This window comes from Blastococcus sp. TBT05-19, assembly GCF_003319095.1.
Taxonomy (GTDB): domain Bacteria; phylum Actinomycetota; class Actinomycetes; order Mycobacteriales; family Geodermatophilaceae; genus Blastococcus.
The window spans coordinates 88,470-114,464 of sequence record NZ_QOHI01000005.1; the positions used below are offsets into that span (position 1 = coordinate 88,470).

Genomic DNA, 25,995 nt, shown 5'->3' on the forward strand with positions numbered 1-25,995 from the left:
CTAGGCTCCGGTGGGTGCCGACCGTTCCCGCCTCGCCGACCGCGGCCCAGCTGCCCGTCCGCACCGCCGCCGTGTGGGCCGCGCTCGACCCGCTCGTGGGCGCGGGCACCCCGCTGCGGGTCCTCGACGTCGGTGGCGGGAGCGGCGTGTTCGCCGTTCCGCTCGCCCGGCTCGGGCACACGGTCACCGTCGTCGACCCCAGCGCCGACGCCCTCGCCACCCTCTCCCGCCGTGCGCAGACCGACGGCGTGGGCGAGCGGGTCGTGGGCGTCCAGGGCGACGGCGACCTGCTGCACGAGGTGCTCGCCGACGACGACGGCGGCTACGACCTGGCGCTGTGCCACTCCGTGCTCGAGGTCGTCGACGACCCCGCGGTCACCCTCCGCGAGATCGCCGGCGCCCTGCGGCCGGGCGGCCAGGTGAGCCTCGCGGTCGCCAACCGTGCCGGCGGTGTGCTCGCCCGCGCCATCGCCGGGCAGCCGACCGAGGCGCTCGCCGTCCTCCGCGACCAGGAGACCGTCACCGGTCGCGCCGGGCGCCGGCGCTTCACCCACGGCGACCTCCTCGTCCTCGTCGACGGGGCCGGCCTCACCGCCGGCGAGTGGCGCGGCGTCTCCGTCGTCGCCGACCTGCTCGAGGCCGCCTCCGGAGCCGACGCGGCAGCCGTCCGCAGCCTGGAGCTGGCGCTCGCCGGCACCTCGCCCTACCGGGAGATCGCGGCCGGGCTGCACCTGCTGGCCACCCGCCCGTGACCCTCCCGGCCGATCTGCAGCGGCCGGCCTACGGCGCCGCCAGCCTCGCCGACGTCCTCCCCGGTGCGGCCGCGGCGCTCGGGGCGCCGGTGCTGCGCGGCGACCTGCCCCCGGACCCGCTGGGCCTGACCGACGCGCTGCACGGCGCCCGCCGCGTCGCCGTCCTGCTCGTCGACGGGCTCGGCGCCGACCTGATCCGCGCGCACGCCGACCTGGCGCCCACCCTGGCCGCGCTGAGCACCCCGGCCGGTGACCTGTCCGCGCCGTGCCCCAGCACCACCCCGGTCAGCCTCACCACCCTGACCACCGGCCTGCCGCCGGGTGGGCACGGCGTCCTCGGCTTCGTCACCGAGGTACCGGGGGAGGGGCGCACCCTCAACCACACCCAGTGGGCCGACGACCCCGACCCCGCCGACTGGATGGCCGCGCCCACCGTCTTCCAGCGCGCCGCGGCGGACGGGATCGCCGTCACCGCCGTCGGACCGTGGGCCTACGCCGGCTCGGGGCTCACCGAGGCCGCCTACCGCGGCGGGAACTACACCGGCAGCGTCGGCCCCGGCGACCTCACCGCCCTGATGCGCACCGCGCTCGACGCCGGCCCGCGCGCGCTGGTCTACGGCTACCTCGCCGAGCTCGACCTCACCGGCCACGTCCGCGGCGTCGACTCCCCGAGCTGGCGGTCGCAGCTGCAGCAGGTCGACGCGCTGGTCGCCCAGCTCGTCGACGGCCTGCCCGACGACGCCGCCCTCCTCGTCACCGCCGACCACGGCATGCTCGACGTCCCGGCGCACACCCGGTTCGACCTCGACGAGGAACCCGACCTCGCCGACGGCGTCCGGCTGCTCACCGGCGAGCCGCGCGCCCGCTACGTGCACGCCGAGCCGGGGGCCGAGGCCGACGTGCTGGACCGCTGGCGCGGGGTCCTCGGCGACCGCGCCTGGGTCGTCGGGCGCGACGAGGCGGTCGCCAGCGGGATCTTCGGCCCGGTCGACGACGCCCTCGTCACCCGCCTCGGCGACGTCGTGGCGCTCGCGCGGGGGGCCTGGGCGCTGGTGACCCCGCGCCTCGAGCCCGGGCCCAGCCGGCTCGCGGCCTACCACGGGTCCCTCACCGCCACCGAGCTCGCGATCCCGCTGCTGGTGGCCCGGGGGCGCGGCCTGGCCTAGGCGCCGGCCCGCGGCCGGGTGGTCAGCGAGAGGTGGTGCCAGGTGCGCACCCGGCCCGGCCGGGCGGCCTGGCAGGTCAGGTGCACGGTCTCGGGCGAGGGCCGGCTCTCCACGACCACGACGACGTCCCCCTCGGGCCCGGCGAGCGCCACCTCCCAGCGCTCCGCGCCGTCGCCGGGGGAGTCCAGGGCGGTCACCGTCAGCGGCAGCAGGTCGTCGACGCCGAGCAGCCCGAGCTCCTCGCGCGCGTAGTGCTGGGCCGCCTGCGCCGGCGCGGCCAGCCCGGCGCGTCCCCGCAGCCAGGGCAGTGCCACCCGGGCGCGGTCGTGCGCGGCCACCACCAGCGCGCCGTCGCCGGGCACCTGGCCGTAGTAGAAGCCGTGCGGCAGCACGAGCAGGTTCGCCGCGAACCGGTCACCGCCGAGGTGGCTGCACTCCCACACCTCGTCGGCGCCGGTCGTCGGCAGGGCGCGGGCCAGCGGCCGCCCGCGCAGCGCGCAGCACGCGTCGTGCCCGCCGTGGGTGCACACCAGGTAGGTGCGGCCGGCGGCCGGCGTGCCCACCGAGCCGTCCCAGGGGGCGGTCAGCAGGTCGGCGTCGGACTCCCGCACCGACCACCACAGCCCCTCCCGGCCGGGCCGGCTGTCGGCGTAGGCCCACCGCCGGCCGGAGTCGGCCAGCCGGTCACCGGGACGGCGCACCAGCAGCACCCGCACGCCCTCGCGCGCGGCCCGGTCGGCCAGCAGCGGCGCCACGCGGGCGTCGAACCGGGACTGCGGCAGCGCCTGCCGTCCCCACGGACCGGGCTGCTCGATCAGCAACCAGCGGTCCAGCGGGGCGGCGGTGGCGATGCCGGAGTCGGCTCGGGCGAGCGCCCGCACCGAGCAGCGGTCGGCGTCGAGGCGGCCCAGCGGCCGGGCGGGGACGTCGGTCCGGCAGAAGTCCTCGCCGCCGGGCGGTCGGGCGGTCACGGCAGGGGCGGCTGGCCCGCGGCCTCCGCGCCGGGGACGACGGCGACCGACTCCGTCACCAGCCGGCGGGCCAGCGCGAGCCGCTCGGCCGGCTCCAGCCCGGGCAGGTCCCCGACCTTCAGCTCGCCGACGGCGATCAGCTCGGCCAGCGCGGGCCGTTCCGGAGCACCGAAGGAGTGGGTCCGCCGCCCGCCGATGAGCAGCACCCCGCCGTCCGCGCCGTCGCGCAGGGTGCAGCGCAGCCGGGTGCGCAGGCGCAGCACCGTGTCGGGGGTGAGGGCCGCGGCCGCGGTGGCCTGGGCCAGCGGCGCCACCGGCTCGGGGCGCACCTGCGCCCACGTCCGGGCGCGCAGGCGGTCGGCCACCTCGGCGGGGTCGACCCGGCCCAGCCACTCCCTCAGGGAGGAGACGACGGCGGCGACGTCGTCGGCGACCACGTCCGGGTCGGCCAGGTCGACGCCCAGGGGGAGCGAGCCGCGCAGCGAGCGGTCCTCCGCGGCGAGGGTGCGCACGAGGTCCAGCACCTGCTCCGCGGCCGCCCAGCGGGTGACGGAGTGGATGCCGACGGTCAGGTGGGCGCTGATCTCACCCAGCGCACGCGCCGAGTGCAGGTAGCCGCGGGGCAGGTAGAGCGCGTCGCCCGGGCGCAGCACGGCGTCGATGACCGGCTCCCGCTCCGCGGCGGCGGCCACCTCGTCGGCCCGGTCGGTCCACACCTGGGTGCGCAGCGGGTCGGGCAGCACCGGCGCGTGGATGGTCCAGTGCTTCTCGCCGGCCACCTGCAGCACGAAGACGTCGTGGACGTCGTAGTGCGGGCTGAACCCCCGGGAGGACGGCGGCGTGATGTAGGCGTTGACCTGCGTGGGGTGGCCGAGGTCGGCGGCGAGCGCGTCGGCGAACTCGATCAGCGGCGGCCAGAGCCGGTGCAGGCCCTGCAGGACCACGGTGCTGCCGTCGGCGAACAGCCGCAGCACCGAGTCCGAGCTGACCTGGTCGGCGATCTCGGCGCCGGCGCCACCGGAGGTCGTGAAGCGCTTGGGGTCGACGACGGCGCCGTCCTTGGCGATCCGCAGGAACGGCGTGCGCAGCCCGCGGCGGGACAGCAGCTCGTCCACCGCGGGCAGGTCGAGCAGGTCGGTGAAGGAGTTGCCGGTGTCCTCGGCACGGGTGAGCAGCGGCCGGCGGGCCCAGTACTCGGCGGCGAAGACCTCCGGCGCCATGTCGGTGCACCGCCGCAGGGCGGGGCGGAGCAGCTGCTCCGCCCCGCCCCGCGAGGTCGGGTCCTCGGTCAGGCCGAACCGTCCGCGCCGCCGTCGGCACCGCCGTCGGCGCCGCCGTCCGCACCCGAGTCCGCGCCGCCGTCGGCACCACCGTCGGCGCCGCCGTCCGCACCGCCGTCGTGCCCGCCGGACGTGCCGGCCGCACCGTGGTCGGCCGGGCCGGCGCTGCCGTCGGCCGGGCCGTGGGCGCCGCCGTCAGCACCGCCGTCGGCGCCGCCGTCACCGGTCGTCATGTCGTCGTCCAGAGCCATGGCTCCTCCGATCAGGGTCGATCCGGGCCGCCGGACGGCGGCCCCTGGGCGCTGCTTACCTCGGAGATCGCGGAGTCACACCTGCGGCCCGACCTGCGCGGCGAGGCGCGCGGTGCGGCGCCCGGGCGGGCGCTACCCTCCATCCGGTGTCGAACACGTGTTCGAGCGAGGAGGAGTGGTGGACCGGACGACGGGGTGCACCGTCCTGCACGTCGACATGGACGCGTTCTTCGCCAGTGTCGAGGTGCGGCGGCGGCCGGAGCTGGCCGGCACGCCGGTGATCGTCGGCGGGGCCGGCAACCGGGGCGTGGTCACCTCGGCCACCTACGAGGCCCGCCGCTACGGCGTGCACGCGGCCATGCCCACCGGCCGGGCGCTGCGGCTGTGCCCGACGGCGACCGTCCTGCCGGGGGACATGGCGCTCTACACCGAGGTGTCCCGCTCGGTCATGGCCCTGTTCCGGTCGATCACCCCGCTGGTCGAGCCGCTCTCCCTGGACGAGGCGTTCCTCGACGTCTCCGGGGCCGGGCGGCGGCTGGGGGACGCCGCGGAGATCGGCGAGTACATCCGTGCCCGGGTCTACGACGAGCAGGGCATCACCTGCTCGGTCGGGGTGGCCGGCACCAAGTTCGTGGCCAAGCTCGCCTCCACCTCCGCCAAGCCCGACGGGATGCGCGTCGTCCGCCCGGCGGAGGTCATGGGGTTCCTGCACCCCCTGCCGGTGGGCGCCCTGTGGGGGGTGGGCCCCAGGACCGAGGAGACGCTGACCCGGCTCGGGCTGCGCACCGTCGGCGACCTGGCGCACGTCCCGGCGCGCACGCTGCAGCGGGCGCTCGGTGCCGCGGCCGGGAGTCACCTGCACGAGCTGGCGTGGGGTCGCGACCCGCGGCGGGTGGTCCCCGACGAGCCGGAGCGCTCCACCGGCGCGGAGGAGACCTTCTCCACCGACGTCGACGACCCTGCCGTGATCCACCGCGAGCTGCTGCACCTGTCCGAGCGCACGGCGGGACGGTTGCGCTCGATGGGCTGCCTGACCCGCACGGTGAGCATCAAGGTGCGGTTCGCCGACTTCGCGACGATCACCCGCAGCCGCACGCTCGGCACCCCCACCGACGTGGGCAAGGACCTGTACGACACCGCGCGCGCCCTCTTCGACGCCCTGGGGCTCGACCGGGCCCGGATCCGGCTGGTCGGGGTGCGCGCCGAACGGCTCGTCGACGCCGACGAGACCCCCCAGCAGCTGGAGCTCGGAGCCCGGGAGCACGGCCGCCGGGAGGCCGAGCTCGCCGCCGACCGCGCCGCCCGCCGGTTCGGCGCGGGCGCGGTCCGGCCGGCCACCCTGCTGCACCGATCGGGCCGTCCCGGGAGCGCCCCCCGCTGAGCTGCGCAGACGCGACGGGAGGGCCCCTCCGAAGGGTGATCGGCGAGCGCGCGCGACGGCTCGCCGTGCGGTCGCCTTTCGCAGCCTGCATTCGGCTCGTATCCTCGGTGGCACCGTCGGAGGAAGCCTTCGACGGAACTGGCATTTGGAGGTCGACGTGCCGCTCTCCGAGCACGAGCAGCGTCTGCTGGAGCAGATCGAGCGCGCCCTCGTCGATGACGATCCGAAGTTCGCTTCGTCGGTCCGCACCGGTGACCGCCGGCTCAAGGCCCGGCGCAAGCTGCAGCTCGGGGCCCTGCTGGTCCTGGTCGGCCTCGCCGTCCTGGTCGCAGGCCCCGTCACCGGCTCCGTCGCCCTCGGCGTGGTGGGCTTCCTCGTCGCGTTCGGCGGGGTCACGCTCGGCGTCCTGAACTACCGCTCGGCGACCGGCGCGGTCGAGCCGGCCGGTCCCGCCGGTCCGCGCGGCTCCTCCGCCACCGGCCGCGGGAGCCGCGGCCGCGGCCGCCAGCCGATGAAGAACCGTCTCGAGGAGCGCTTCCGCCGCCGCTACGACCAGTAGCCCGCAGCAGCGATCCAGCACCCGGCCGCCGTCCTCACCGGACGGCGGCCGGTGCCGTTCCGGGGCGCCGTGGCAGCGCGTCCCGCACCCCGTCCAGCACCGACGCCGGCCACAGCCGCGCGCCCAGGCGCCGGGGCAGCGGCCGGGCGGCCAGCAGCGCGTGCTGAGCCGTCCGCAGCGCCTCGGGCAGCCGCGGGTCGGTGGTGCTGCCCGGAGGGCCGTACGCGGCCGCCTCCTCGGCGCGGGCCAGGGTGCTGAACGCCTCCGCGAGGCCGGGCTCCGGGCGCGCGACGGCGGTCAGCTCCTCGGCCACCCGGCGCGGCGTCCACGCCGGATCCAGCCGGATGCCGAGGTCGGTGGCGCCGGCCCGCAGCTCGTCCCACGCTCCGCCGGCGTCCCCGCCGGCCAGCCGCCGGCGCCGCTGCAGCAGCCGCAGGCCGGCCGGCAGCGCCAGCAGCGCAGCGACCCCGGCCACCGCGCCGGCGGTCACCAGCACCGGGCGCAGCGAGCCCGCCGCCTCCTGCGGCGTCTGCGCCTGCGGCACCGCCTCGGGCACCCGGTCCTCGCGCGGGACCTCCACCGGCGGCGCCTCGGTCGGCGCGGACGGGGCCGGGGCCTCCTCGACCTCCTCGCGACGGTCGGTGACGCGCGGCGACCACGGCAGGGCGACCCGCCGGTCGATCGCGATCGGCGTCGGGTCGAACGGCACCCAGCCGGAGCCCTGGAAGAAGACCTCGACCCAGGCGTGCGCGTCGTCGCTGGTGATCAGGCGGGTGCCGTCGGGCTGGACCTCGCCGGGGGTGTAACCGAGGGCCACCCGCGCGGGCAGCCCGGCCTGGCGCACCAGCACCGCCATGGCGCCCGCGTACTGCTCGCAGTAGCCCCGCTTGAGCCGGAGGAAGTCGAGGAGGTCGTCGCCCGTCGTCCCCGGTGAGGTCGACAGGCTGTAGGTGAACCCGTTGGCCCGGTCGGTGAGGTAGTCCTGGATGCGGCGCACCCGCTCGTACGGCGTCGCCGCGTCGGCGGTGAGCTCGGCGGTCAGCGCGCCGATCGAGGGGTCCAGCTCGGGCAGGCTGCCGAAGCGCTCCTGCAGGTCGGAGCCCTCGGGGAGCGGGGCGGTGCGGTCCAGCAGCTCGGCGGAGGGCCGCGGTTCGGCGGCGGTCACGCGGTAGCGCCCCTCCGCGGTCGTGACGTCGCGGCCGAAGACCGTTCCGGTGGACCCGTCGAAACGCCAGTCGCCGGTGTCGCCGTCCACCTCCACCGAGAGGGGCGACGTCGGCACCGGGAGGAACCGGTCGTCGTGCTCGAGCACCTCGACCGCGGCGGTCACCGGGCGGCTGGGCTGGCGGGGCGCCAGCGGGGCGAGCGGGTAGCGCTCGATCACCGCCGTCTCGCCGTCGAGGTTGCTCAGCGTCCAGCCCTGCTCCGGGTCGTACTGGTCCAGTGCCACGGCCCGCAGGTATCCCAGGTCGTCGACGGACGCGTCGACGCGCAGCAGGTCGATCGGCTCGGGGCGGCTCAGCTCGCCGCGCAGCTCGGCCACCGGGTCCAGCGCCGTCCCGGTGGAGCCGCCGATCCCACCGCCCAGGCCGGTGCCGAACGAGCCCTCGGGCTGGATCGGGACGAGGGGGCCGAGCAGGATGCCGGCCGCCAGCGCGACGGCGCCGATCCGCACCGCGGCCCCGCCGCCTCCGGCCCACCCGTGCAGCCCGGTGAGCACGCGCCGCTGGTCGGCCCACAGGAGGACGGCGAACCCGACGGCGGGACCCACCAGCGCCGGCAGCCCGATACCGCCGGTCACCGTGCCCACCGGCACGCAGACGAGGACCAGCAGGACGAGCCCGGCCACGGCCGCCCGTCGCGCGGTCACCGCGAAGAGGTCCACCACGATCGCCACGAGGCCCACGAACAGGGTGGTGAGGGCCAGCAGTCCGGTCAGCGGAAGGGCCGGCGTGGCCTGCTCCCGCACCTCCGCCGCACCGTCGGCCAGCACCCCGCCCAGCCCGTCCAGGCTCATCGGCGTCGGCAGCAGGCCGGCGATCGCGCCGTCCGGGGCGAAGAGGGCGGTGAGCGCGCAGACCACCAGGGCCAGCTGGCCGACGGGCACGAGGACCGCCCACGGCCCGGACAGCTCCTGGTCCGATCCGCGGGACGTCCGCCGCGCGGCCGCCCGCAGCAGCAGCCCCCCGGCCAGCACGGCACCGACGACGACGATCGCGGGCGGCAACCAGCCGCGCGAGGTGAAGACCGGGGTGAGCGCGACGGAGCCCAGCAGCGTGGCGAGCGCGGCGGCGCAGGCGGTGCGGACGTCGGCGCGGATCACGCGGGCACCCCCGCGGGCGTGCCCGGGACCGCCGCCCAGGCGTCGGCGACCCCCTGCCCGGCCCCGGCGACGACGACCCGCCAGCCGGCCGCGGTCAGCAGCGCCGCCGCGTCGTCCCGCTGGGCGGCGAGCGCGTCCCGGGCGACCGAGCCGCGGGCCCGGCCGCGGCCCGAGGGGGCCGCCCAGCCCGACACGTCCAGCAGCACGGCGATGTCGGAGCCCGTGCCCGGGCGCAGCTGGGTGAGCAGCCCGACGTCGTCGGGACCCACCGCGCCCAGCAGGCAGATCAGGGGGCCGTCGCCGGCGGCCCGGCACGCGGTCTCGACGGCGCCGTGCAGGTCCGCCACCCGGGACGGGCCGACGGTGGCCAGCCGGTCGAGCAGCTCCTCGGAGCCGAGCCCGGTCCGGCCGGAGGCGGGGGTGAGCTCGCCGGCGTCGGTGACGACCCGGACCACCGATCCGCGGCGCGCCAGCGTGCTGCCGATGCTGGCCGCCGCCTCCACGAGCCACTCCAGGCTGTCGCCGGGCGGGCAGTCGTCGCCGGGCGGGCCGGGCACCGCGACGCCGTCCAGCCGGGCCGGGGCGACCAGGTGCGCCCGGGAGCGGGTGTCGAGCAGCAGCGTGCCCTGGGGGTGCCAGGGCCGCTCCTCCATGCGCACCATGAGCTCACCGGTGCGCGCGGTCGCCCGCCAGTGCACCTTGCGCAGGTCGTCGCCCCGCCGGTACTCCCGCACGCTGACGTCGTCCTCGCCGTGGGCGGCGATCGAGCGGTGCACGCCCTCGCTGCCGCGGCCCTGCTCGACCCCGGTGCCCCCGGGACCCAGCGGCCGCACCCGCGGGACGACGACGAGCGGGGCGGTGCCGGTGCCCGACGCCGACCGCTCGACCAGCCCGAACGGGTCGACGACGCGCAGCTGCAGCGGGCCCAGCTCGTAGCGGCCGCGGAACCGCCCGGTGACCGAGTAGCGCAGCAGCGTCGTCGCGCCGGCCGGCAGCCCGGACACCGTGTAGCGGGGCGAGGGGCCCAGCGCCGCCGGGACGCGCTCGGTGAGCAGCCACAGCCCGCCGCGCCGGGTGTCGGTGCTGCCCAGCTCCACGAGGACCTCGGCCGGCGTGCCGCGGGGCACCCGCGCCGGCCTGGTCGCCCGCCGGGTGGTGATCCGGAACCGGCTGCGCGCCACGCCCAGCGCCGCCAGGAGGGGCAGCACGAGCACGAAGAGGGCGAGCTGCACCAGGGACCGCTCGCCGAGGAACGCCCCGACCAGCCCGAGCGCGAGACCGCCACCGATCAGGCAGCGGCCGCGCGGGGTGAGGGCGGACAGCGTCCGCCCGGGAACCCCGCGCACGCCTCAGCGCCCGCGGGGGACGGGCACGGAGGCGAGCAGCTGGGCCACCACCTGCTCGGTGCTGCGACGGCCGACGGCGGCCTCGCTGCCCAGCAGCAGCCGGTGGGCGAGCACCGGCACGGCGAGGGCCTGCACGTCGTCGGGGAGCACGTGGTCGCGGCCGTCGAGGGCGGCCGACGCCCGCGCGGCCCGCAGCAGCTGGAGCCCGGCGCGCGGGGAGGCGCCCAGGCGCAGGTCGGGGGAGCGGCGGGTGGCCTCCACCAGCGAGACCACGTACCGGCGCACCGCCTCGGAGACGTGCAACCGGCCGACCGCCTCCACCAGCGAGCGCACCAGCGCGGCGTCGGCGACCGGCCGCAGCCCGGCGAGCGGGTCGGCGGTCGCGCGGTCGTCGAGCATGGCCAGCTCGGCGGCGGGGTCGGGGTAGCCCATGGAGACGCGGGCGGTGAACCGGTCGCGCTGCGCCTCGGGGAGGGGGTAGGTGCCCTCCATCTCCAGCGGGTTCTGGGTGGCCATGACCAGGAACGGCCGGGCCAGCTCGTAGCTGACGCCGTCGACGGTGACCTGGCGCTCCTCCATGCACTCCAGCAGCGCGGACTGGGTCTTGGGCGAGGCGCGGTTGATCTCGTCGGCGACCACGATGTTGGCGAAGACGGCGCCGGGCTTGAACTCGAACTCCCGGGTCTCCTGGTCGTAGACGGCCACACCCGTGACGTCGCTCGGCAGCAGGTCCGGCGTGAACTGGATGCGCCGCACGCTGGCGTCGACCGAGGCGGCCAGGGCCTTGGCCAGCGTGGTCTTGCCGACGCCGGGCACGTCCTCGATGAGCAGGTGGCCCTCGGCGAGCAGGACGACCAGGGCCAGGCGCACCACGTGCGGCTTGCCCTGGACGACACGGCTGATGCTCGCCGCGATCCGTGCACCTTCGGTGGCGACGTCGACCGACGGATCGGCCGTCCCGTCGGCGGCCCGTGTCGTCTCCGTCACGCCTCCCACCGTACGTCGGGAACCGGCGGTGACGGGCTGTCGTGATCGCGCTGCGGTGAGCTGCCCGCCCTCCGTGCGACGACGCGGGGGCCGAGGTGGGGCCGGTGGGTCACGACACGGCCTCAGGTGGTGTCCGGTGGGGGCCAGTGGGTTACTGTGGCGCCCGGTGGAGAGGCAGGGACCGTCCGGGGTGCCTGCGGGGCCACGGGAGGACCGATGCAGGGGGTGATCCGGTGTTCGTCGGCAGCTATCCGTTGCGACTCGACGAGAAGGGCCGGCTCGCCCTCCCCGTCCGCTTCCGCGACCAGGTGGCCGACGGCATGGTGATCAAGAAGGGCCAGGAGCGCTGCGTCTACGGCCTCACCATGGCCCGGGTCGCCGAGCAGAGCGCCGCGATGGCCGCCATGGCCCCCTCCGACACCGCCCGGGCGCGCATGGCCGCCCGCATGAGCTTCGGGTCGATGGTCGAGATCGAGCCCGACAAGACCGGCCGCATCACCATCCCGGCCAGCCTGCGCGAGTACGCCGGGCTGGACCGGGACGTGGTCGTGGTCGGCGTCGACACCCGCTTCGAGATCTGGGACGCCGCCAACTGGGAGGCCTACGTGGCCGAGCTGGAGGCCGCGTACGCCGACATGGAGAGCGAGGGGATGCCGACGCTGTCGTGATCCCGGGAGCCCTCCCCGCCCCACCGGCCTCCGCGCCGCCCGTTCGAGCCGCCTTCCCCGCGGCTCGACCGGATCGCAGGCCCCAGCCGCCTTCCCCGCGGCTCGGTCCCGCAGCGGAGGACGTGCCCGGTTCGACGGAGGGCCCTGCCGGCAGGGGACGACCCCACCGGCCCCGCGGGACGCCACCTGACGCTCTTCCCCGACGCCAGGCGGACCCCGCGGGGCCGGAGACCACCCCCGACCGGCCTCCCGCGCCCCACTCCGCTCCACCGGCCCCATTCCGCTCCACCGGCCCCACCCCGCTCCACCGCACCCCCACGGCCCCCTGCGCCCCACCCGCCCGATCCCGCACAGCGCGCACCGCAGCCTCTCGTCGAGGCCTCCCCGCGCGCGGCACCATCGCGGGGAACGCCCGGACACCTCGAGAGGCAGCAGACGATGAGCAGCACCGGAACGCCCGAGGCCCAGGGCCCGGCGTCCCCGGTGCACGTCTCGGTCCTCCTCGAGCGCGTGACCGAGCTCCTCGGCCCCTCCTGCGCCGCCGACGGCGCCGTCCTCGTCGACGCGACCCTCGGCCTCGCCGGCCACACCCTCGCGATGCTCGACGCCCACCCGGGTCTGCGCGTGATCGGCCTGGACCGCGACCCCGACGCCCGCGCCGAGGCCGCCCGCCGCATCGAGGCCGCCGGTCACGCCGACCGCGTCACCCTCGTCCCCGCCGTCTTCGACGAGCTGCCCGACGTGCTCGACCGCCTCGGCATCGACGAGGTGCAGGGCGTCCTGTTCGACCTCGGCGTCTCCTCGCTCCAGCTCGACCGCCCTGACCGGGGCTTCAGCTACTCCGCCGACGCGCCGCTGGACATGCGCATGGACCCCACCGTCGGCCGGACCGCCGCCGAGGTGGTCAACACCTACCCGCCCAAGGACCTGGCCCGGGTGCTCCGCGTCTACGGCGAGGAGCGCTTCGCCTCCCGGATCGCCGGCGCCATCGACCGGGAGCGGGCCCGCGAGCCGTTCACCGGCACCGCGCGGCTGGCCGAGCTGGTCCGCGAGTCCATCCCCGCCGCCACCCGCCGCACCGGGGGCCACCCCGCCAAGCGCACCTTCCAGGCGCTGCGCATCGAGGTCAACGACGAACTCGGCGCGCTGGAGCGCGCCCTCCCCGCCGCGATCGACGCCCTGGCCGTGGGCGGCCGGGTCGCGGTCATCACCTTCCACTCCTTGGAGGACCGGATCGTGAAGCAGACCCTCGCCGCCGAGGCGGCCGACCGGACACCGCCGGGCCTGCCCGTGCCGCTGCCCGAGCACGGGCCCGTCCTGCGCCTGCTGACCCGCGGGGGAGAGGCGCCCGGTGAGGCCGAGATCGCCGCCAACCCGCGCGCCGCCTCCGCCCGGGTCCGGGCCGCCGAGCGCATCCGGCGCGCCGCATGAGCCGCGCCGCCGCCGTCCGCACCACCGCCGTCCGCACCGCGGTGCCGCGGGCGACCCCCACCCGGACCGCGTCGTCCCGGACCGCGTCGTCCCGGGTCGCCTCGTCCCGGACCGCCTCGCCGCGCAGCGCCTCCGCGCGGGTCACCGGGGCGAAGGCACCCCGGGCCGCGAGCACCCGCCCCGAGCTCCGGCTCGTGCCGACCGTCGGCGCCCGCCCGCGCCGTCGCGCACGCGGCGCCCTGCTGTCCCGCAAGGCGACCTTCGTCCTCGCCGTCGTGCTCATGCTCAGCCTCACCACCGTGGGTCTGCTGGTGCTCAACACCGCCATCGCCGTCGACTCGCTCGAGGCCAGCAAGGCGCGCGAGGCCAACGCCGCCCGGGCCCAGGAGGTCCAGCGCCTGCAGCAGGACGTCGTCTCGGGTGAGACGCCGGCCGCGGTCGCCGCCGCGGCGGCAGCAGCCGGGCTCGTGCCGGCGGGCGTCGCCGGCTACCTGGTGCTCGGCCCCGAGGCGACGGCGATGCGCGGCACCCCCGAGCCCGCCCCCGCGCCGGAGCCCGCTCCGCCGGCAGGCGTACCGGGCGGGAACTGAGCAGTGCCGAACAGCGTCCGCGGGCCCGGCAGCGGATCCCGCGCCGTCCGGTCGACCGCGCCCGGCCGGGCCGACACCGGTCCTTTCGTCTCCCGCCGGGCACCCGGCACCCGGCGCACCCGGGGTGCGGGGCTCTCGGTGGACCAGCGGGGCCGGCGCAACCGGTGGGGGCTGGTGGTCCTCATCGCCCTGCTCGTGCTGGTCGTGGGTCGCCTCGTGGTGGTGCAGGGCATCAGCGGCAGCGCGTACGCCAGCGCCGCCGAGCAGGACCGGCTGCGCGACTACACGATCGCGGCGCTCCGCGGCCAGGTGCTCGACCGCGACGGCAACCCGCTGGCCTACACCGTGGACGCCTCCCGCGTGGTCGCCGACCCGACCGTGGTCGAGGACCCGCGCCGCACCGCGCTGGCCCTGACCACGCTGCTCGGCGTCCCGGTGCCCGAGCTGACCGAGAAGCTCTCCCGCGAGGGCCGCTACGTCGTCCTGGCCCCCCAGGTGCCGTCGGAGACCAGCGACGCCGTGCAGGAGCTCGAGCTGCCCGGCATCGTGCTCGAGGACAACCCCCAGCGGCTCTACCCGGCCGGCGCGGTCGGCGGCCAGGTCGTCGGCTTCGTCGGCCGCGAGGGCGAGGGCCTGGCCGGCATCGAGCGCACCTTCGAGGAGCAGCTCTCCGGCACCGACGGCCAGCGCATCGTGGAGGTGGGCAGCGGCGGGCACCCGATCCCCTCGGGCATCGACGAGTCGACGCCGGCCACCGACGGGCACGACGTCACCCTCACCCTCGACCAGGACCTGCAGTTCGTCACCGACCAGCGGCTGGGCGAGGCCTGCTCCGACGGCGCCACCACCCAGGCCTCCGCCGTCGTCCTGGACGCGCGCACCGGCGAGGTCGTGGCGATGGGCTCCTGCCCCGGCTACGACCCGGGCGCCTACTCGACCACCGACCCGGACCTGCTCGGCAACCCCGTGGTCTCCGACGTCTTCGAGCCGGGCTCGATCATGAAGGCCGTCACGCTCGCCGCCGCCGTGGAGGAGGGGCAGGCGACGCCGGACCGGGTCCTCTCGGTCAACGGGCACATCCAGGCCGGCGACCGCGTCGTCACCGACGCCCACGACCACGCCCCGGTCGACTGGACGGTCACCGGGATCCTCGCCAAGTCCAGCAACGTCGGCACGATCATGCTGGCGCGCGAGATCGGCGACGCGACGCTGGAGAAGTACCTGCGCGCCTTCGGCGTGGGGGAGACGACGGGCGTCGAGCTCCCCGGTGAGAGCCGCGGCATCCTCCAGGACTCCGACGAGTGGACGGCCAGCCGCGCCGCCAACGTGCCGATCGGGCAGGGCGTCTCGGTGACCACGCTGCAGATGGCCTCGATCTACCAGACGCTGGCCAACGGCGGCGTGCGCGTGGAGCCGCGGATCGTGAAGTCGGTGACCGGCCCCGGCGGGCGGGTCACGCCGGCCCCGGAGCCGGAGAGCACCCGGGTCGTCAGCCAGGCCACCGCCGACTCGCTGGCCTACATGCTGGAGGCCGTCGTCGGCCCCGGCGGCACCGCGCCCCTGGCCCAGGTCGAGGGCTTCCGCGTGGCCGGCAAGACCGGGACGGCGCAGCGGGCCAACCCCGAGACCGGCAGCTACGCCGGCGGTGGCTACATCACCACGTTCGTCGGGTTCGCCCCGGCCGACGACCCGCAGTACGTCGTCGCCGTCGACCTGGAGCGGCCGACCAGCTCCGCGGAGGGCGGGCAGGTCGCCGCCCCCGTGTTCGCCGACATCATGCGCGCGGCGCTCACCGGGAAGGGCGTCGTGCCCTCCGGCACCGCGCGCCCCGATTTCGACCTCACCGGCTGACGGACCCCGCTGCCCCTTCCCGCGCGCGGACGCGCGGGTCGAGCCTCCGCGTGCCGGTCCGGCACCGTCCCGCCGGTAGATTGGAGTCCCGTGACCACGCTGCGCCTCGCCGACCTGGCCGACCTCGTCGGCGACCCGGTCGGTCCGGCTGCCGCAGCCGCCGTCACCGGCGTCACGCTCGCCTCGGACGAGGTCCGCCCCGGCGACCTGTACGCAGCCCTGCCCGGCGCCCGCACCCACGGGGTCCGCTACGCCGCGGACGCCGTCGAGCGCGGCGCCGTGGCGCTGCTGACCGACCCGACCGGCCGGGACGACGCCGTGGCGACCGGGCTGCCGGTGTGCGTGGTCGACGACCCGCGTGCGGTGCTGGGCGCCGTGGCCGACCGCGTGTACGGCGAGCCCAGCTCCCGGCTCACCGTCCTCGGCATCACCGGGACCAACGGGAAGACGACGACCAGCTACCTGGTCGAGGCCGGGCTCGCCGCGGCCGGTCTCTCCACCGGGCTGATCGGCACGGTCCGGACCCAGACCCGCGCCGCCGACGGCTCGGTGACCGCGCTGCCCAGCGTCCGGACCACGCCGGAGGCGCCCGCGCTGCACGCCCTGCTGGCCGGCATGGCCGCCGACGGGGTGTCCGCGGTGGTCATGGAGGTCTCCAGCCACGCCCTCGTGATGGGCCGCGTCGGCGGCGTGCGGTTCGCCGCCGCCGGGTTCACCAACCTGGGCCGCGACCACCTCGACTTCCACGCCGACATGGAGGACTACTTCCAGGCCAAGGCGCTGCTCTTCGACGGCCGCGCCGCCGTGGAGGTGGTCGACGTCGACGACGAGCACGGCCGCCGGCTGGCCGCACGGCCCGGCCGGCGCCCGGTCACGGTGTCCAGCACCGAGGGCACCGCCGCCGACTGGACCGCCTCCGACGTGGCCACCGCGCCGGGCGGCGGGTCCACGTTCACGCTGTCCGGCCCCGGCGGCCGCACCTGGCCGGCCCGCGTGCGGCTGCCCGGCCGGTTCAACGTGGCCAACGCGGTGCTCGCCGTCGCGCTGCTCGACGGGGTGGGGATCGCCGTGGACGACGCCCTGACCGGGGTGGCGCAGACCGTGGTCCCCGGCCGCATGGAGCCCGTCGACGCCGGCCAGCCCTTCGTCGCGGTCGTCGACTACGCCCACACGCCCGACGCCGTCCGCACCGCCCTGGCCGCCCTCCGGCCCGACACCCCCGGACGCCTCATCACCGTGCTCGGGTGCGGCGGGGACCGGGACGCGGGCAAGCGGCCCGGGATGGGTGCGGCCGCCGCCGAGGGGAGCGACGTGCTCGTGGTGACCGACGACAACCCCCGCTCGGAGGACCCCGCCACCATCCGGGCCGCGATGCTGGCCGGGACCTCCGACGTGCCGGAGGCGCTCCGAGCGGAGATCATCGAGGTCGCCGGGCGCCGGGACGCGCTCGCCGCGGCCGTGCGGCTGGCCCGGGCGGGGGACACCCTGCTCGTCGCGGGCAAGGGGCACGAGACCGGTCAGGAGGTCGCAGGGACGGTGCACCCGTTCGACGACCGCGACGTCCTCCGCGAACTGCTCGCTGCCGCGGGGACGCCGGCATGATCACCCTCACCGCGGCGGAGATCGCCGAGGCGACCGGTGGGCGCCTGGAGGGCGACCCCGGCGCGCGCGTCACCGGTGCGGTCACCCTCGACTCGCGTGCCGTCGGCGCCGGCGACCTGTTCGTCGCCGTGCCCGGCGAGCGGGTGGACGGGCACGACTTCCTCGCCGCCGCGGCCGGTTCGGGCGCGGTCGCCGCGCTGGTCACCCGCCCCGATCCCGCGCTGCCCTGCGTGGTGGTCGAGGACCCCGTCGTCGCGCTGGGCCGGCTGGCCGCGTCCGTGCACGCGCGGCTCACCGACGGCGGTCTGCGCACCCTCGGCATCACCGGCTCCTCGGGCAAGACCTCCACCAAGGACCTCCTCGGCCAGGTGCTGGCCGCGGCCGGCCCCACGGTGAGCCCGCCCGGCTCCTACAACAACGACATCGGCCTGCCGCTGACCGTGCTCTCGGCCGACGAGGGCACCCGGTACCTGGTGCTGGAGATGGGCGCGCGCGGGCCGGGGCACATCGCCCGGCTGTGCCGCGTGGCCCGCCCGCAGATCGGCGTCGTCCTCAACGTCGGCTCGGCGCACCTCGGCGAGTTCGGCAGCGCCGAGGTCATCGCGCAGGCCAAAGGCGAGCTGGTCGAGGCGCTGCCCGAGGACGGCACCGCCGTGCTCAACGCCGACGACCCCCGGGTCATCGGCATGGCCCCGCGCACGCGGGCCCGCGTCCTGGCGACCGGCCGGGGCGCCGACGCCGACGTCCGGGCCACCGACGTCGCGCTCGACGACTCCGCCCGCCCCCGGTTCACGCTGGTCACCGCGGGGGAGGAGCACCGGGTCGAGCTGCAGGTCGTCGGCGAGCACCAGGTGGCCAACGCGCTGTCGGCCGCCGGCGCGGCGCTGGCCGCCGGGATGGCGCCGGCCGAGGTGGCCGCCGCGCTGTCGGCCGCCGGCCCGCGCAGCCGCTGGCGCATGGAGGTCACGCGCCGGGACGACGGCGTGACGATCGTCAACGACGCCTACAACGCCAACCCCGAGTCGATGCGCGCCGCGCTCGCGGCGCTGGCCGGACTGCCCGCGGAGCGCCGCATCGCGGTGCTGGGCGGCATGGCAGAGCTCGGCCCGGACGCCGCCGCCGAGCACGAGCGGCTCGGGCGGGACGCCGTCTCCGCGGGGGTCGACGTCGTCATCGCCGTCGGCACCGATGCGGTAGGCATTGCAGGAGGTGCGACCGCCGCGGGGCGGCGCGCAGGAGAGGAGTCGGTGCACGTGCCGGACCGGGCCGCTGCCCTCGCGCTCCTGACGGAGGTGCTGCGCCCCGGGGACGTCGTCCTCGTGAAGGCCAGCCGCTCCTACGGCCTGGAGCTGCTCGCGGCCGACCTGCTGGGCGGTGCCGGGCAGTGAGGAGCATCCTGGTCGCCGCCGCGGTCGGCCTCATCGTCTCCATCCTGCTCACCCCGCTGGCCATCCGGGCCTTCCGGCGGCAGGGCATGGGTCAGGAGATCCGGGACGACGGCCCCGAGAGCCACCTGTCGAAGAAGGGCACGCCCACGATGGGCGGCACCGTCATCGTCGGCGCCACGGTGCTCGGCTACGTCGGCGCCCACCTCGTGTTCGTGGGCCAGTCCGGCTGGGGCTTCACCGCCACCGGCCTGCTGCTGCTCTTCCTGCTGGTCGGCATGGGCACCGTCGGGTTCCTCGACGACTACCTCAAGATCCGGCACCGGCGCAGCCTCGGCCTGAACAAGACCGCCAAGCTGGTCGGGCAGCTGCTCATCGGCGTCACCTTCGCGGTGCTCGCGATCAACTTCCCGCGCGACGGCGTCACGCCGGCGTCCACCACCGTGTCCTACGTCCGCGACATCGCGCCGCTGGCCCTGGGCCCGATCGCCTTCGTGATCCTCGCCTACCTCTTCATCGCCGGGTTCTCCAACGCGGTGAACCTCACCGACGGGCTGGACGGGCTCGCGGCCGGTTCCTCGGCGATGGTGCTGGCCTCCTACGTGGTCATCTCGTTCTGGCAGTTCACCCACGACTGCGCCAACGAGCTGATCGAGGGCTGCTACACGGTGCGCGACCCGCTCGACATCACGCTCATCGCGGCCTCGGGGATGGGCGCCTGCCTGGGCTTCCTGTGGTGGAACACGAGCCCGGCGCGGATCTTCATGGGCGACACCGGCTCGCTGGCCCTCGGTGGTCTGATCGCGGGGCTCGCGATCGTCACCCGCACGGAGCTGCTGCTCGTCGTCCTGGGCGGGCTCTTCGTCGCCGTCACGCTCTCGGTGGTCATCCAGGTGGCGTTCTTCCGCGCCACCCGCCGGCGGGTCTTCCGCATGGCACCGCTGCACCACCACTTCGAGCTGGCCGGCTGGACGGAGAGCACCGTCATCGTCCGGTTCTGGCTGGTCACCGGCATGGCGGTCGCCTTCGGGCTGGGGCTGTTCTACGCCGACTGGCTGAGCTTCGTGGGCCTGTGAGCGGACAGGGGCGTGAGCATCGCAGCGAGGAACGAGCGAGGAGCGGAGCGCACCGCGGGAGCGAACCAGAGGGCACTGTGAGCGGGGACCTGACCGGCCGCACCGTCCTCGTCGCCGGACTCGGCGTCTCCGGGGTCGCGGCCGCCCGCGTGCTGCTCGACCAGCAGGCCCGCGTCCTGCTCACCGACGCCGCGCAGGTGCCGGCCGTCGCCGAGCTGACCGCCGCCGGCGCCACGTGGCTTGGCGCGGTCGACCGGGCACCCGCGGAGGTCGACCTCGTCGTCACCTCGCCCGGCTGGCGGCCGGACAACCCGCTGCTGGCCGACGCCGCTGCGCGGGGCATCGAGGTCGTGGGGGAGCCCGAGCTCGCCTGGCGGCTGCGCATCCCCGGCCCCGACGGCACGCCCGCGCCGTGGCTGGCCGTCACCGGCACCAACGGCAAGACCACCACGGTGACGATGCTCGAGGCGATCCTGCTCGCGGCCGGCCGCCGCGCGGTGGCGGCCGGCAACGTCGGCCGCCCGCTGGTCGAGGTGGTCACCGCCCGCGCCGACGACGGCAGCCCCGCCTTCGACGCGGTCGCCGTGGAGCTCTCCAGCTTCCAGCTGCACTGGTCCTCGACGCTGGCGCCGGCCGCCGCGGCGGTGCTCAACGTGGCCGACGACCACACCGACTGGCACGGTTCCTTCCCGGCCTACCGCGACGCCAAGGCCCGCATCATCGAGCGCTCGCCGGTCGCTGTCGCCGATGCCGGGGACCCGGTCGCCGCGCGCCTGGTCGAGGGGCATGCCCGGCCGGTCACCGTGACGCTCGGCGAGCCGGCGCCCGGCCAGCTCGGAGTGCGCTCCGGTGCCCTGGTGGACAGGGCCTTCGCCGACGACCCCGCGGGCGAGGTGATGCTCCAGCGCTCGGAGCTCCAGGTACCCGGACCGCACAACACGGTCAACGCGCTCGCCGCGGCCGCGCTGGCCCGGGCGCTCGGCGTGCCGTCCGAGGCGGTCGCCCGCGGGCTGGCCGGCTTCCGCGGCGGCGCCCACCGCAACGTCCTCGTCGCCACGGTCGACGGCGTGGACTACGTCGACGACAGCAAGGCGACGAACCCGCACGCCGCCGGGGCCTCGCTGGCCGCCTACCCGCGGGTGGTCTGGATCGCCGGTGGCCTGCTCAAGGGCGCCGACGTCGACCCGCTGGTCGCGGCGGTGGGCCCCCGGCTGGCCGGCGTGGTGCTGCTCGGCCGCGACCGGGACCAGATCGCCCGGTCGATGGCGCGACACGCGCCGTCGGTGCCCGTCGTCGAGGTGGCCAGCGGCGACGATGGCCGGATGGACGCCGCCCGGCCCGACCCCGCGGCGACGATGGCCGCCGTCGTCGCCGCGGCCGCGGAGCTGGCCCGCCCCGGCGACACCGTCCTGCTGGCGCCGGCCGCGGCCTCCATGGACGTCTTCCGCGACTACCACCACCGCGGCGAGGCCTTCGCCGACGCGGTGCGGGCCCTGGGGTGAGCTGATGACCAGCACCGAGGCCCGCCCGCGCTCCCCGCGCACCGACCGGGGTGGCTCCCGCGCTCCGCGGCCGACGCGACCCACCCGTCGCTGGACCGGTCCCGCCTGGCTCGACGGGCCCATGACCAGCGCCCACCTGGTGCTCGGCTCGGCCGGCCTGCTGCTGCTCATCGGCCTGGTCATGGTGTTCAGCGCGTCGGCGATCGAGGCCGCGCTGGACGACCAGCCGGCCTGGGCGCCCGGCGTCAAGCAGCTGGTCCTGGCCTGCGTCGGCGTGGGCGCGATGGTGGTCGGCATGCGCCTGCCGGTCGGCCTGGTCCGCCGGCACGCGCCGAAGGCCCTCGTCGTCGTCTTCGCGCTCCTGCTGCTGGTGCTGATCCCCGGCATCGGGATCCAGCGCAACGGCGCCCGGCAGTGGATCCCGCTGGGCGTCACCGACTTCCAGCCCTCGGAGCTGGGCAAGCTCGTCTTCGCGCTGTGGGGCGCGCACATGCTGGCGCTGCGCGAGCGCTACATGACCACCCGGGCGCTGCTGGTGCCGGTGCTGCCGGTGTTCGGCGTCCTCTCGCTGCTGCTCATCCTCGAGCCCGACTTCGGCGGCGTCGTCAGCCTCGGCCTGGTCCTGGTCGGCCTGCTGTGGGCCGGCGGGCTGCCCATGCGCTGGTTCGGCGCGTTCGCCGCCGTCGGCGCCGTCCTCGTCGGCCTGGCGGTGGTCGTGGCTCCCTACCGGATGGAGCGCATCACCGCGTTCCTCGACCCGTTCGCCGACCCCACGAACACCGGCTTCCAGGCCATCCGCGGCTTCTACGCGCTGGCCACCGGCGGGTTCTGGGGCGTGGGGCTGGGCAACAGCGCGATGAAGTGGAACATCCTCCCCGAGGCGGAGTCGGACTACATCTTCGCGATCATCGGCGAGGAACTGGGTTTCCTCGGCTGCCTGGTGGTGGTCACCCTGTACGGCGTGCTCGCCTACGCCGGCTTCCGGATCGCGCGGAACTCCGCCGACCGGTTCGTCCAGCTGGCCAGCGTCGCCATCACCGTGTGGCTCATCGGCCAGGCGACCATGAACATGGGCTACGTGGTGGGGATGCTGCCGGTGACCGGTGTGACGCTGCCGCTGATCTCGGCCGGCGGCACGTCGCTGATCCTCACGCTGTTCATCGTGGGGTTGCTCGTCCGGTTCGCCTGCTCCGAGCCCGCCGCCGTCGAGCACCTCCGCACCGCCGACCGGAGCCGGCTGGCCCGGCTGCTGATGCCGGCGCCGTCGTCGGCCGTCGACCCGCTGCCGCCGCGGCGGTTCCCCGACGAGCCGGCCGCCGGGCAGCCAGTGGTCGGTGGGGCGCGCACCGTCGTGCACGCCCGGGGGACGGCGGCCCGCCGCTCCCCGGCCCGCTCCGAGACCGCCCGGCGCGAGGGATCGAGCCGGACCGGTGCACCCGCGCCGCGCCGGCGACCGGGTGGGAACCGGTGAGCGGCCCGCTCTCGGTCGTGCTGGCCGGCGGTGGCACCGCCGGGCACATCGAGCCGATGCTCTCCCTCGCCGACGCCCTGCGCCGCCGCGGTGGGCCCGACCTGCGGATCACCTGCCTGGGCACCGCGCGCGGTCTGGAGACCCGGCTGGTCCCCGCGCGCGGCTACGACCTGCGGCTCATCCCGCCGGTGCCGCTGCCGCGCCGGCCGACCCCGGACCTGCTCCGGGTGCCCGGCCGCGTGCTCCGCTCGGTGGCCGAGACCCGGGCGGTGCTCGACGAGGTCGCGGCCGACGTCGTCGTGGGCTTCGGCGGCTACGTGGCGCTGCCGGCCTACCTCGCCGCACGCAGGGCGAAGGTGCCGGTCGTGGTGCACGAGCAGAACGCGCTGCCCGGGCTGGCCAACCGCATCGGCGCGCGGCTCGCCGCCCGCGTCGCGGTCACCGTGCCCGGCACCCCGCTGCACCGCGGCGAGCACGTCGGCATGCCGCTGCGCCGCAGCATCTCCACCCTCGACCGCGCGGGCCTGCGGGCCGAGGCGCGGGAGGCGTTCGGCCTGGACGCCGACCGGCCGACGCTGCTGGTCTTCGGCGGCTCGCAGGGCGCCCGCACGCTCAACCTGGCCGCCGTCGCGGCTGCCGACGCCCTGACCGAGGCGGGGGTGCAGGTGCTGCACGCCCGCGGGCCGAAGAACACCGGCGTCGTCGTGCCCGAGCGGCCCGCCGGCCGCGCGCCCTACGTCGTCGTCGACTACCTGGAGCGCATGGACCTCGCCTACGCGGCCGCGGACCTCGCGCTCTGCCGCTCCGGCGCGGTGACCGTGGCCGAGCTGTCGGCCGTCGGGCTGCCCGCGGCCTTCGTCCCGCTGCCCATCGGCAACGGCGAGCAGCGCCGCAACGCGCTGCCGGTGATCGAGGCCGGCGGCGGGCTGCTGGTGGAGGACGCCGACCTCGACCCCGGGTGGATCACCGGCACCCTGCTGCCGCTGCTCACCGATCCCGCCGCGCTGGCCGGGCTGGCCCGGCACGCCGCCGCGGCCGGGGTGCCCGACGCCGACGAGCGCCTGGCTGACATCGTCTGCGGGGTGACGACCTCGTGAGCGCCTCCGACGTAGCGGCCTGGACCGGACCGGTGCCCACGCTGCCCGAGCTGGGCGCGGTGCACTTCATCGGCATCGGCGGTGCCGGCATGAGCGGGATCGCCCGCATCCTGCTGGCCCGCGGGGTGCGGGTCTCCGGCAGCGACCGCCGGGACGGCCCGACGCTGCTCGCCCTGCGCGCTCTCGGCGCGCGGGTGGAGCTCGGGCACGAGGGCGGGCACGTCGGCGACGCCGACACCGTGGTGGTGTCCACGGCGATCCGCCCGGACAACCCCGAGCTGGTGGCCGCCCGCGAGCGGGGCCTGCGGGTGCTGCCCCGTGCGGTCGCCCTCGCCGCGGTGATGGCCGGACGGCGGAGCATCGCCGTGGCCGGCACCCACGGCAAGACCTCGACCACCTCGATGCTCACCGTCGCGGTGCAGGCGTGCGGGGTCGACCCGTCCTTCGCCATCGGCGGCACGCTCAACGAGTCCGGCAGCAACGCGCACGCCGGCGAGGGCGACGTCTTCGTGGCCGAGGCCGACGAGAGCGACCGCTCCTTCCTGCTGCTCTCGCCCTTCTGCGCGATCGTCACCAACGTCGAGGCCGACCACCTGGACAACTACGGCGACCTCGCCGCCGTCGAGGCCGCCTTCGACCGCTTCCTGCAGACGGTCGACCCGGCCGGGTTCGTCGTCCTCTGCGCCGACGACCCCGGGGCGGCGCGGCTGCGCACCGTGCCGACGCCGGCCCGCGTGCGCACCTACGGCACCGCCGAGGACGCCGACCTGCGGCTCACCGGCCTCGACGTCGCGGCCGAGGGCACCAGCTACACGGCGGTGCTCGAGGGCACGGAGCTGGGCCGGGTCCGCATCCAGGTGCCGGGGGAGCACATGGCGCGCAACAGCGCGGCCGCGCTGCTCACCGGCCTGGAGCTGGGCCTGCCGGCCGACGCGCTGATCGAGGGGCTCGGCCGCTTCGGCGGCGTCCACCGCCGGTTCGAGCTCAAGGGCGTCGCCGGCGGGGTGCGGGTCTACGACGACTACGCCCACCACCCGACCGAGGTCGCAGCCCAGCTCCGCGCGGCCCGCGCGGTCGCGGGGGAGGGGCGGCTGGTGGTCGCCTTCCAGCCGCACCTCTACAGCCGCACCCAGGAGTTCGCGCAGGCCTTCGGCGTCGCGCTCGGTCTGGCCGACGACGTCGTGGTGATGGACGTCTACGGCGCGCGCGAGGACCCGGTGCCCGGCGTGACCGGCGCGATGGTCGCCGACGCCGTCCCGCTGCCGGCCGACCGCGTGCTGTTCGAGCCGTCCTGGTCGGCCACCGGTCCGGCGCTGGCCGCGCGGGCGCGGCCGGGTGACCTGGTCATGACCATGGGCGCCGGCGACGTGTCGATGGTGGGCCCGGAGGTCCTCGACGCCCTGCACGCCGCGGAGGGCACGGCGGGGACGGACGACGGGGCGGACGCCGGACGGTGAACCGCGCCGGTCGCACCACCCGGGACCGCACGCGGGGCGGGCGCCGGCCTGCCGAGCGGCGCGGCGCCGGGGCCACCCCGCTGCCCAACCGCCGCGCGCTCGGCACCCGGCAGCGGCGCTCGCTCCAGGCCGCCACCCTGCTCACCGTCCTGGCCCTGATCGGCTGGCTGCTCTGGCTCGGGCCGGTGCTGGCGGTGCGCACCGTGCAGGTCGACGGTCTCGGCACGCTCAGCGCCGAGGAGGTCCGCGAGGTGGCGCGGGTGCCCGACGGCGTGCCGCTGCTGCGCGTCGACGTGGCCGCCGTGGAGGACCGCGTGGCGCAGCTGCCCCAGATCCGATCGGTGCAGGCGGCGCGGGGCTGGCCCGACCGCATCGTGATCACCGTCGCCGAGCGCGTCCCCGTGGCGGTGGTGGGGGAACCCGGCCGGCGGTCGCTCGTGGACGCCGACGGCGTCCTCTTCGACACCGTGACCGGGGACCCGCCGCGCGGCGTCGTCCCCCTCGAGGTGGCCGAGCCCGGTACCGACGACCCAGCCACCCAGGCCGGCATCGCGGCCATCCGCACGCTGCCCCGCGACCTGCGCGAGGACGTCGCCCAGGTGGCCGTGCCCGATGCGCGCGCGATCGAGCTGACGATGCGCGACGGCACGGTCGTCCGCTGGGGCGACGCCGAGGACTCCGCGACCAAGGGCCGCGTGGTCGTGGCGCTGCTCGACCGGATCGGCGACGGCGAGCTGGACCCGGCCGCCGTCATCGACGTCAGCGCGCCCGACGCCGTCGTCCTCCGCTAGCGGTCCGCGGCGGAGGGTGTCGCAGCGCCCGGTGGCACAGCGTCGCCGCGCGCCTCCG

22 protein-coding genes are annotated in these 25,995 nt (G+C 76.7%); 16 read left to right on the forward strand and 6 right to left on the reverse strand.

The annotated features are described in order from the left end of the window. The first annotated feature begins 14 nt into the window (after positions 1-14). Positions 15-752: a bifunctional 2-polyprenyl-6-hydroxyphenol methylase/3-demethylubiquinol 3-O-methyltransferase UbiG gene (locus tag DQ244_RS14090; RefSeq protein WP_113812130.1), complete on the forward strand. Its 738-nt coding sequence runs from the start codon at positions 15-17 to the stop codon at positions 750-752. Continuing rightward, positions 749-1,918, forward strand: coding sequence for an alkaline phosphatase family protein (locus DQ244_RS14095; RefSeq protein ID WP_113812131.1), 1,170 nt, complete (start codon positions 749-751; stop codon positions 1,916-1,918). Before DQ244_RS14090 ends, DQ244_RS14095 begins: the two co-directional genes overlap by 4 nt. Here the strand turns inward: DQ244_RS14095 and DQ244_RS14100 are convergent. The 3 genes from DQ244_RS14100 to DQ244_RS14110 form a co-directional block, all read right to left on the reverse strand. Further along, the gene (locus DQ244_RS14100; protein ID WP_113812132.1) at positions 1,915-2,889 is read right to left on the reverse strand and encodes a sucrase ferredoxin; all 975 of its coding nucleotides are present in this window, start codon (positions 2,887-2,889) and stop codon (positions 1,915-1,917) included. The genes DQ244_RS14095 and DQ244_RS14100 overlap by 4 nt on opposite strands. Next, complete coding sequence (locus DQ244_RS14105; protein WP_113812133.1) at positions 2,886-4,109, reverse strand: cupin domain-containing protein; 1,224 nt, start codon at positions 4,107-4,109, stop codon at positions 2,886-2,888. The genes DQ244_RS14100 and DQ244_RS14105 overlap by 4 nt, the downstream gene beginning before the upstream one ends. 68 nt (positions 4,110-4,177) lie before the next feature. Further along, the gene (locus DQ244_RS14110) at positions 4,178-4,420 is read right to left on the reverse strand and encodes a BatC protein (protein ID WP_113812134.1); all 243 of its coding nucleotides are present in this window, start codon (positions 4,418-4,420) and stop codon (positions 4,178-4,180) included. A 178-nt stretch (positions 4,421-4,598) separates the two neighbouring features. Between DQ244_RS14110 and dinB the strand changes: the two genes are divergently transcribed. After that, a complete protein-coding gene (gene dinB / locus DQ244_RS14115; protein ID WP_233491436.1) occupies positions 4,599-5,801 on the forward strand; it encodes a DNA polymerase IV in 1,203 nt (400 codons plus the stop codon). A 157-nt stretch (positions 5,802-5,958) separates the two neighbouring features. Further along, a complete protein-coding gene (locus tag DQ244_RS14120; RefSeq protein ID WP_113812400.1) occupies positions 5,959-6,360 on the forward strand; it encodes a DUF3040 domain-containing protein in 402 nt (133 codons plus the stop codon). Positions 6,361-6,394: 34 nt separating this feature from the next. Here the strand turns inward: DQ244_RS14120 and DQ244_RS14125 are convergent, their stop codons facing one another. Genes DQ244_RS14125 through DQ244_RS14135 form a run of 3 tightly spaced genes read right to left on the reverse strand, consistent with a single transcriptional unit; the run spans position 6,395 to position 11,016 of the window. After that, the gene (locus tag DQ244_RS14125; protein ID WP_113812136.1) at positions 6,395-8,683 is read right to left on the reverse strand and encodes a DUF3488 and transglutaminase-like domain-containing protein; all 2,289 of its coding nucleotides are present in this window, start codon (positions 8,681-8,683) and stop codon (positions 6,395-6,397) included. Then, positions 8,680-10,029, reverse strand: a complete 1,350-nt coding sequence (locus DQ244_RS14130) for a DUF58 domain-containing protein (protein ID WP_113812137.1) — start codon at positions 10,027-10,029, stop codon at positions 8,680-8,682. The genes DQ244_RS14125 and DQ244_RS14130 overlap by 4 nt, the downstream gene beginning before the upstream one ends. Before the next feature lie 3 nt (positions 10,030-10,032). Next, positions 10,033-11,016 carry a MoxR family ATPase gene (locus DQ244_RS14135; protein ID WP_113812401.1) on the reverse strand — a complete coding sequence of 328 codons (984 nt, stop codon included), beginning with the start codon at positions 11,014-11,016 and terminating at the stop codon, positions 10,033-10,035. 233 nt (positions 11,017-11,249) lie between these two features. Between DQ244_RS14135 and mraZ the strand changes: the two genes are divergently transcribed. The 12 genes from mraZ to DQ244_RS14195 all read left to right on the forward strand — a co-directional run bounded on the left by mraZ (position 11,250) and on the right by DQ244_RS14195 (position 25,937). Further along, positions 11,250-11,684 carry a division/cell wall cluster transcriptional repressor MraZ gene (gene mraZ / locus DQ244_RS14140; RefSeq protein ID WP_104525733.1) on the forward strand — a complete coding sequence of 145 codons (435 nt, stop codon included), beginning with the start codon at positions 11,250-11,252 and terminating at the stop codon, positions 11,682-11,684. Between the two features lie 438 nt (positions 11,685-12,122). Continuing rightward, entirely contained in the window at positions 12,123-13,115 is a 993-nt protein-coding gene (gene rsmH, locus DQ244_RS14145) for a 16S rRNA (cytosine(1402)-N(4))-methyltransferase RsmH (protein ID WP_113812138.1), read from the forward strand. Next, positions 13,112-13,705 (forward strand): hypothetical protein, encoded by a 594-nt coding sequence (locus tag DQ244_RS14150; protein WP_113812139.1) that lies wholly within the window; start codon positions 13,112-13,114, stop codon positions 13,703-13,705. Before rsmH ends, DQ244_RS14150 begins: the two co-directional genes overlap by 4 nt. Before the next feature lie 3 nt (positions 13,706-13,708). Next, the gene (locus DQ244_RS14155; protein ID WP_113812140.1) at positions 13,709-15,556 is read left to right on the forward strand and encodes a penicillin-binding protein 2; all 1,848 of its coding nucleotides are present in this window, start codon (positions 13,709-13,711) and stop codon (positions 15,554-15,556) included. Between the two features lie 90 nt (positions 15,557-15,646). Beyond that, on the forward strand, positions 15,647-17,158 hold the full coding sequence (locus tag DQ244_RS14160) for a UDP-N-acetylmuramoyl-L-alanyl-D-glutamate--2,6-diaminopimelate ligase (RefSeq protein ID WP_113812141.1): 1,512 nt from the start codon (positions 15,647-15,649) through the stop codon (positions 17,156-17,158). Next, the gene (gene murF, locus DQ244_RS14165) at positions 17,155-18,546 is read left to right on the forward strand and encodes a UDP-N-acetylmuramoyl-tripeptide--D-alanyl-D-alanine ligase (RefSeq protein WP_113812142.1); all 1,392 of its coding nucleotides are present in this window, start codon (positions 17,155-17,157) and stop codon (positions 18,544-18,546) included. The genes DQ244_RS14160 and murF overlap by 4 nt, the downstream gene beginning before the upstream one ends. Continuing rightward, positions 18,543-19,619, forward strand: coding sequence for a phospho-N-acetylmuramoyl-pentapeptide-transferase (gene mraY / locus DQ244_RS14170; RefSeq protein ID WP_113812143.1), 1,077 nt, complete (start codon positions 18,543-18,545; stop codon positions 19,617-19,619). The genes murF and mraY overlap by 4 nt, the downstream gene beginning before the upstream one ends. A gap of 77 nt (positions 19,620-19,696) precedes the next feature. Further along, entirely contained in the window at positions 19,697-21,121 is a 1,425-nt protein-coding gene (murD, locus tag DQ244_RS14175) for a UDP-N-acetylmuramoyl-L-alanine--D-glutamate ligase (RefSeq protein WP_113812144.1), read from the forward strand. 4 nt (positions 21,122-21,125) lie between these two features. Further along, positions 21,126-22,592 (forward strand): putative lipid II flippase FtsW, encoded by a 1,467-nt coding sequence (ftsW, locus tag DQ244_RS14180; protein ID WP_233491448.1) that lies wholly within the window; start codon positions 21,126-21,128, stop codon positions 22,590-22,592. Positions 22,593-22,648: 56 nt separating this feature from the next. Beyond that, positions 22,649-23,689, forward strand: coding sequence for a glycosyltransferase (locus tag DQ244_RS14185; protein ID WP_304557389.1), 1,041 nt, complete (start codon positions 22,649-22,651; stop codon positions 23,687-23,689). Further along, the gene (gene murC, locus DQ244_RS14190; protein WP_113812146.1) at positions 23,686-25,146 is read left to right on the forward strand and encodes a UDP-N-acetylmuramate--L-alanine ligase; all 1,461 of its coding nucleotides are present in this window, start codon (positions 23,686-23,688) and stop codon (positions 25,144-25,146) included. Before DQ244_RS14185 ends, murC begins: the two co-directional genes overlap by 4 nt. Continuing rightward, positions 25,143-25,937 carry a cell division protein FtsQ/DivIB gene (locus DQ244_RS14195; protein WP_113812147.1) on the forward strand — a complete coding sequence of 265 codons (795 nt, stop codon included), beginning with the start codon at positions 25,143-25,145 and terminating at the stop codon, positions 25,935-25,937. The genes murC and DQ244_RS14195 overlap by 4 nt, the downstream gene beginning before the upstream one ends. Positions 25,938-25,995 lie beyond the last annotated feature (58 nt).

What these genes read in the sequence shown, in the direction of transcription:
- DQ244_RS14105 (WP_113812133.1), bottom strand. Translation starts at nt 4,109, where the DNA reads ATGGCGCCGGAGGTCTTCGCCGCCGAGTACTGGGCCCGCCGGCCGCTG.
- DQ244_RS14110 (WP_113812134.1), bottom strand. Translation starts at nt 4,420, where the DNA reads ATGGCTCTGGACGACGACATGACGACCGGTGACGGCGGCGCCGACGGC.
- rsmH (WP_113812138.1), top strand. Translation starts at nt 12,123, where the DNA reads ATGAGCAGCACCGGAACGCCCGAGGCCCAGGGCCCGGCGTCCCCGGTG.
- DQ244_RS14150 (WP_113812139.1), top strand. Translation starts at nt 13,112, where the DNA reads ATGAGCCGCGCCGCCGCCGTCCGCACCACCGCCGTCCGCACCGCGGTG.
- murF (WP_113812142.1), top strand. Translation starts at nt 17,155, where the DNA reads ATGATCACCCTCACCGCGGCGGAGATCGCCGAGGCGACCGGTGGGCGC.
- ftsW (WP_233491448.1), top strand. Translation starts at nt 21,126, where the DNA reads ATGACCAGCACCGAGGCCCGCCCGCGCTCCCCGCGCACCGACCGGGGT.
- DQ244_RS14185 (WP_304557389.1), top strand. Translation starts at nt 22,649, where the DNA reads ATGCTCTCCCTCGCCGACGCCCTGCGCCGCCGCGGTGGGCCCGACCTG.